The 6,172-nt window shown below is 35.5% G+C and carries 3 protein-coding genes and 2 pseudogenes; all 5 read right to left on the bottom strand.

Annotation, left to right across the window (positions count from 1 at the left end; genetic code table 11):
- Window positions 1-137: 137 nt before the first annotated feature.
- The 5 genes and pseudogenes from AB3X49_RS16040 to nrdI all read right to left on the bottom strand — a co-directional run bounded on the left by AB3X49_RS16040 (window position 138) and on the right by nrdI (window position 5,806).
- The gene (locus AB3X49_RS16040) at window positions 138-1,487 is read right to left on the bottom strand and encodes an APC family permease (protein ID WP_002126196.1); all 1,350 of its coding nucleotides are present in this window, start codon (window positions 1,485-1,487) and stop codon (window positions 138-140) included.
- A gap of 424 nt (window positions 1,488-1,911) precedes the next feature.
- A complete protein-coding gene (nrdF, locus tag AB3X49_RS16035; RefSeq protein WP_367963291.1) occupies window positions 1,912-2,880 on the bottom strand; it encodes a class 1b ribonucleoside-diphosphate reductase subunit beta in 969 nt (322 codons plus the stop codon).
- A gap of 94 nt (window positions 2,881-2,974) precedes the next feature.
- A pseudogene (locus AB3X49_RS16030) lies at window positions 2,975-4,360 on the bottom strand (ribonucleoside-diphosphate reductase subunit alpha); the annotation flags it as partial.
- A gap of 401 nt (window positions 4,361-4,761) precedes the next feature.
- Window positions 4,762-5,460 (bottom strand): annotated as a pseudogene (locus AB3X49_RS16025) (ribonucleotide reductase barrel domain-containing protein); the annotation flags it as partial.
- Window positions 5,447-5,806 carry a class Ib ribonucleoside-diphosphate reductase assembly flavoprotein NrdI gene (gene nrdI, locus AB3X49_RS16020; RefSeq protein WP_367963289.1) on the bottom strand — a complete coding sequence of 120 codons (360 nt, stop codon included), beginning with the start codon at window positions 5,804-5,806 and terminating at the stop codon, window positions 5,447-5,449. The gene nrdI and the pseudogene AB3X49_RS16025, both read right to left, overlap by 14 nt.
- Window positions 5,807-6,172 lie beyond the last annotated feature (366 nt).

Genomic DNA, 6,172 nt, shown 5'->3' with positions numbered 1-6,172 from the left:
GGGCAGTAAAACTCCCACCTCAAAATTCGGCTGGAGCAAAGAAGTTAGGTGGGAGCCCCGCTGCCCGTAAACGCCCGATTGATGAGGGCTAATAATCGGCGGGGGATGAACACCCCCCCACTGATTATAGTTTCACTTTATATTTCCTGTGCTTCTTCAAAATGCATTTGCGGAGGAGCTGAACGGAACATATTTGTAACATATAGAAGGTACCCAATTCCAATAGCAGCCCAGCAAAGTCCCAAAATAAGTGAATGGATATTGAGATTAAACCATAGTACGGCTACAGTAGCAGCACCCAAAATAGGCATAACTAAGTAATTTAAGAAATCTTTTATCGTCTTATATCTTTTTTTCTTGATTATATAGTAAGAAATTACAGACAAATTAACAAATGTAAATGCAATAAGCGCTCCAAAGTTAATAAGAGATGCTGCTGTTTCTAAATCAATGAATATAGCGAAGAGCGAAATAATTCCTACAAAAATAATATTATATACTGGGGTTCTCCAGCGAGGATGAATGTATCCGAATATTTTCTTCGGAATTACATTATCTCGCCCCATTACGTATAATAACCTGGATACACTTGTATGAGAAGCTAAACCAGACGCAAGTGTCCCCATAAGGGTTCCTACTAAAAAGAAAGCTTGAAATAATTTCCCGCCAACATATAGCGCAATTTCTGGGGATGCTGATTCTTGATTTTTAAATACAGATGTATCTGGAAAAATAGATTGTGTAAAATACGTTGTAGTAATGAATAAAACTCCGCCGATTAAAGCAGTAAGAAAAATAGCTCGAGGAATTGTTTTTTTGGCGTTTGGTGTCTCTTCTGAAAATGTAGTTACTGCATCAAAACCTAAAAATGAGAAACAAAGAATTGTTGCACCTGCAACTAACGGTGATATTTGTATATCTGATTGAAAAAACGGCTGAATGGAAAAAACTTCTCCTGTTCCCTCTCCCGCTAATAAGCCTTTTATAACTAGAAAAACAAATACGGCCATTACTAACACTTGAAATATTACTAAGAACGTATTGAAATTAGCAGTAACATTTACGCTAATCATATTTATTAATGTAACCAGGAGAACAAAGCCAATGACCCATACCCAACTAGGAACACTTGGGAAAAATGCTGACATATAAATTCTCGTTAATAGTGCGTTCACCATTGGTAGAAACAAATAATCCAATAACGCGGACCATCCAACAAGAAACCCAAGCCTTGCACTAATTGTCTTCTGTGTATACGTATAAGCAGATCCTGCGGTAGGAAAAGCCTTTACCATTTTTCCGTAGCTTGCAGCGGTAAACAACATCCCCGCTAATGCAATAAGATAAGCTCCTGGAACATGACCACCCGTTTTTTCAGAAACGATTCCGAATGTATCAAACCCAACCATCGGTGTCATATACCCGACCCCTAGCATAACAATTGACCAAAGCCCTAATGAACGTTTTAAACCAACTACTTTCCCCACCTATCATTCCTCCTACTTTCTCTATCTAATTTCCATTTGAAAATCGACAATCAAAAGGAAGCGTTTTCAAATAACTATATATCACACCGAGTATTACCTCCCTTTTTGTTACTTTTTAAATATTCATGCAATTTTCAAGCCAAAATTTCTAGAGTTTAAAAATTCAATATTAAAAAGAACGTATAGGTGGAATTAGACCTCATTTCTTCTCATTTTTTATTCATTTTGACATAAGTTATTCAATCTCTCATACGACTAAATATGAAAATAAAACCTTAATCCGTGTTTTTTCTTGATTCCCACTTCCTCAAAAATTGGGCTTTTACAAGATTAAAATATTTCCATGAAATAATAACATTATGTAAACTATTCATAGCAAAAAAGCTGTCTTTTCTATAAAGACAGCTTTTTCTATAACACTATATTAAAAATTGAATACGAAGTCATCGTCTGCTAACTTTTCAACATTCGTTGCTTTTACGTAACCATTTCCTTTTACAGAGAAGAAGTCATGGTTTTTCGTATCTGTACGTAAACCATTTAAAACGATTGGGTTAATTTCTTCTTCCTCAAACTTCGGCTCAAGCCCTAAGTTCATAAGTCCTTTATTCGCATTGTAACGAACGAAACGATTTACATCCTTTACAAGACCGATAGAAGTGTAAATTTCTTCTGTATATGCCAATTCAATTTCATACAGTTCCATTAATAACTCTTGCGTTTCCGTTTGTACTTCTTGTTGCTCTTCTGCAGAAAGTTCTGTGAAGATTTGTTGTGCTAAAATACCAACGAATACGCCGTGAATTGACTCGTCACGAATTATTAGGTTAATAATCTCACCACTTGCCGTCAATTTACCTTGACCCGCTAAGTAAAGTGGATAGAAGAATCCACTATAGAATAAGTAACTTTCTAAGAACACACTTGCTACCATTGCCATGTATAACTCTTTTTTCGTTACTTCAGGCTTTAATAAGCGACGATAGTAACTAGTAACAATACCAGCTTTTTTCTCAAGTAATGGATGGTTATCTACCCATTCAAAAATATCATCAATTTCTTCTTCAGTAGCTAACGTTGTGAAAATATGGCTGTAACTCTTCGCATGTACTTCTTCCATAGCGCCCATGAAAGCTAATACACTTTTCGCTTGTAAATTTTCAAGATGAACAAGTACAAGTGGCATCCCTTCGCCACCTTGTTTCGTATCTAAAAGTGTTAAACCACCTAATACACGCTTATAAGCAATTTGCTCTTCTTTTGATAATTGTGCCCAAGTATTTTTGTCAGAAGACACTGCGATTTCTTCTTCTGTCCAAAACTGAGCGATGTTTTGCTTCCAAAACATTAAACTAAAATCATCTTCTTTTTTGTTCCAGTTTACCGCACGCATTAAATCGCCCCTTCTCTAAATAAACATAAAAAATTGATAACTAAGCATGAGCAGGGTTCAGAAAAACCCTGCTCATAATGTCTCACTTTTTATATTAAACGGTACAAGCCACGCACTCTTCCACGCTTAATTTACGTGTTCTCGTATAATAAAGACTCTTCAAGCCTTTTTTATGTGCATAAATGTAGTAACGTGCTAACTCACGTGTTGAAATATCACTATTAACATAAAGAATGGTACTAATTCCTTGGTCAATATGTTCTTGAACTTCTGCGATTAAATCAATTAATTTAAACTGATTCATATCGTAAGAAGATTTATAGTACCAGAACGTATCTTTTGATAAATACGGCATTGGATAATATGTTGTCGCATTCGCATACGTTCTTGATTCAATTTGACTTACGATTGGCATTACGCTTGAAGTTGCATTTTGAACGTAACTGATCGATTGTGTCGGAGCGATTGCAAGACGATATGAGTTGTATAAACCATTCTTCTGTACTTGCTCTTTTAAACTTGTCCAATCTTCTTTTGTTGGAATATGAATTCCTTCAAATAATTGCTGAACTGTTTCAGTTACTGGGCTGTAATCTGTCGTTTCATACTTTTCAAAGTATGTGCCGTTTGCATAATCAGACTTATCGAAGTCTTTAAATGTTTCGCCTTTTTCTTTAGCGATCTCCATACTTTTCTCAATCGAGTAGTAATTTAACATCATAAAGAATGTACGAGCGAATTCTTTCGCTTCAGCACTTTCATAAGCGATTTTATTTTTTGCTAAATATCCATGTAAGTTCATTGCTCCAAGTCCAACTGAATGAAGCTCATCATTTGCTTTTTTCACAGTTGGGGCATTCGGAATGATCGTCATATCAGAAACAGCTGTTAAAGCTTCCATTCCCGCATGAACTGCTTCACGAATTTCTTTATTTTCCATTACGTTTACGATATTTAACGATCCTAAGTTACAGTTAATATCACGGCGGATAATGTCTTCTGTACCGTAATCATTTATTTCAGAAGTTTCTTGTAGCTGGAAGATTTCTGTACATAAGTTCGACATCTTCACAGTTCCAATATCCTTCAGTGGATGCTGGTTATTTGCATTTGATTTAAACATTAAGTATGGGTAACCAGACTCCAGCTGAATCATAGCAATTTTAATAAGCATATCACGCGCACTAATATCTAGTGGCTTCTTCTTAACTTTCGGATTGCTCATTAATTCATCGTACATTTCGTCGATATCTATATCATCTAAATGTTTTCCGTACTCTTTAAATACTGTATAAGGCGCGAAAACATGGAAAGATTCGTTTTTCTCAGCAAGCTCAAAGAACTTACTTGGAACGATAATTCCGATTGATAGAGACTGAATACGGCTCTTCTCATCGGCATTTATTTTTTTTGTATCAAGGAATTCAATAATATCCCAATGGAAAATGTTTAAGTATACTGCACCTGCACCTTTTCGTTGCATATTGTTACTCCATATCGTCAAAACGTATGGGGGATAGTCATTTCTGCTACCCTCTCTATATCGCTATAGAGTTCAGACCATATCTTCTTCTCGCCAAATTCTTCATTTAACCATTTATCATATGTTTGATGCACATGAATATGGCATAAACTATAATAACTGTATACACCCTTTGAATTTGGTTGTTTTGAGAAGCCAGGTTCGAGCTACTTAGTCACCTACATAGCCACTTGGTCGTTGAACCTTCTCCTTATCTAATAAATTTAGGAGCTCGGCTGCTGATTTCCTGCAATCTTGGATTTTCAGGGTTCGCTACGTAATTTCTTCGTAGTATCCTACCTTGATATACTCAGGCGTTCCAGCAATTGACCTGGTTTTATAGTTGAGCCATAAAGTTAACCCAACTGATTCGCATATGAAAACGAATCTTCAAGCAATTTCATAACAGGTACTACACCACTTGCGGCGTTATCAATACCTTTAATTTGCTCACCACGTGCGCGTAGCTTAGATAAGTTTAAAGCTACTCCACCACCGATTTTCGATAATTGCATTGCAGTATTAATGTTAAAGCCAATTGAATTTAAGCTATCATCCATCTCTAACAAGAAACAAGACACCATTTCTCCTCTTCTGCTTCTTCCCGCATTTAAAAAGGTTGGTGTCGCTGGTTGGTAGTTTTGTTTTACAATCATGCTTGCGAATTGTTTTGCCTTCGCAACATCACCGCGTCCTAAGTATAATGACACAATTGCTACACGATCTTCATAGCTTTCTAAGTATTGTTTTTGATCATTCGTTTTTAACGCATAATCTTTATAGAACTTAGATGCTGCCATATAAGATTGGAACTCGAAGTTTTCACCATAAGCGATGTTATAAACTCCTTCTACTTCCTCCAAGCTATACTCGTCCAGAACGTTGTAATAGTAATCATGTTCTTTCATATACTCCATTCGCTCTGCCACGCTATTAAAATGAACGGTATTCTCTCTAGCTTCTTCCATAAAGACTTCTAACGCCTCTTTATCTTTATGAAGCTGATAAAAACCGTCCTGCATTTGCGTGATTTCATTATTCAGTTCAATGTGTCGCAATCTCCAGCACCCTTTCTTTAAAATATTCTACATCATTATTTGTTCCAGATAACTCAAATTTTGATACAATAGGCACTTCATATTTAGTAGAAATTTTGTCAGCACTTGCACCAAACATGTCTCCCCAATTACGATTACCACTTGCAGATACGCCTTTTAATTTTTCATTATTGCGTTCTAAAAAGTCTAAAACACGTTCCGGTACATTTCCAAAACCTGTTGTATACGTAATAAGAATAAAGTCTTCATCTAATACTAGAGCTTCATCAATTTGAACGGCCGGCATATTTAATTTGTGAATGAAACGCTTCACGTTTCCTGTCATAGAATCATATGCAACTAACATTTCCGACCCTCCCTCTCCAATCTATATTCTCTGTATGTCGTTTCTTGATTTCTCTATATATTGTATTACGTTTCAAAATAAGACACAAGATATATGTATAAATTCTTTCTTTTTTTAACTTTTACTTTTCGACATGACCGTCGATTTTTTTCAATACAAAGACTATGAAACAACATTCTAAAACTCATGTCAATAAAGTGCTTTTCAAGAAAGTTGTCAACGAATTTAACCTTATTTTTAAAAAAGTTACCGATATTTTTTGTCATAAAACAGTAAATGCTGGAGTAATATATTTCTCCAGCATCACGCAAAAAAGAACAGATATTAAACGATAATCTGTTCTAACAAACGATTACATTTATCAAT

Origin of the sequence: Bacillus sp. C30 (assembly GCF_040838255.1) — a bacterium.
Taxonomy (GTDB): domain Bacteria; phylum Bacillota; class Bacilli; order Bacillales; family Bacillaceae_G; genus Bacillus_A; species Bacillus_A mycoides.
This window is presented reverse-complemented; position numbering and strand designations above follow the sequence as displayed.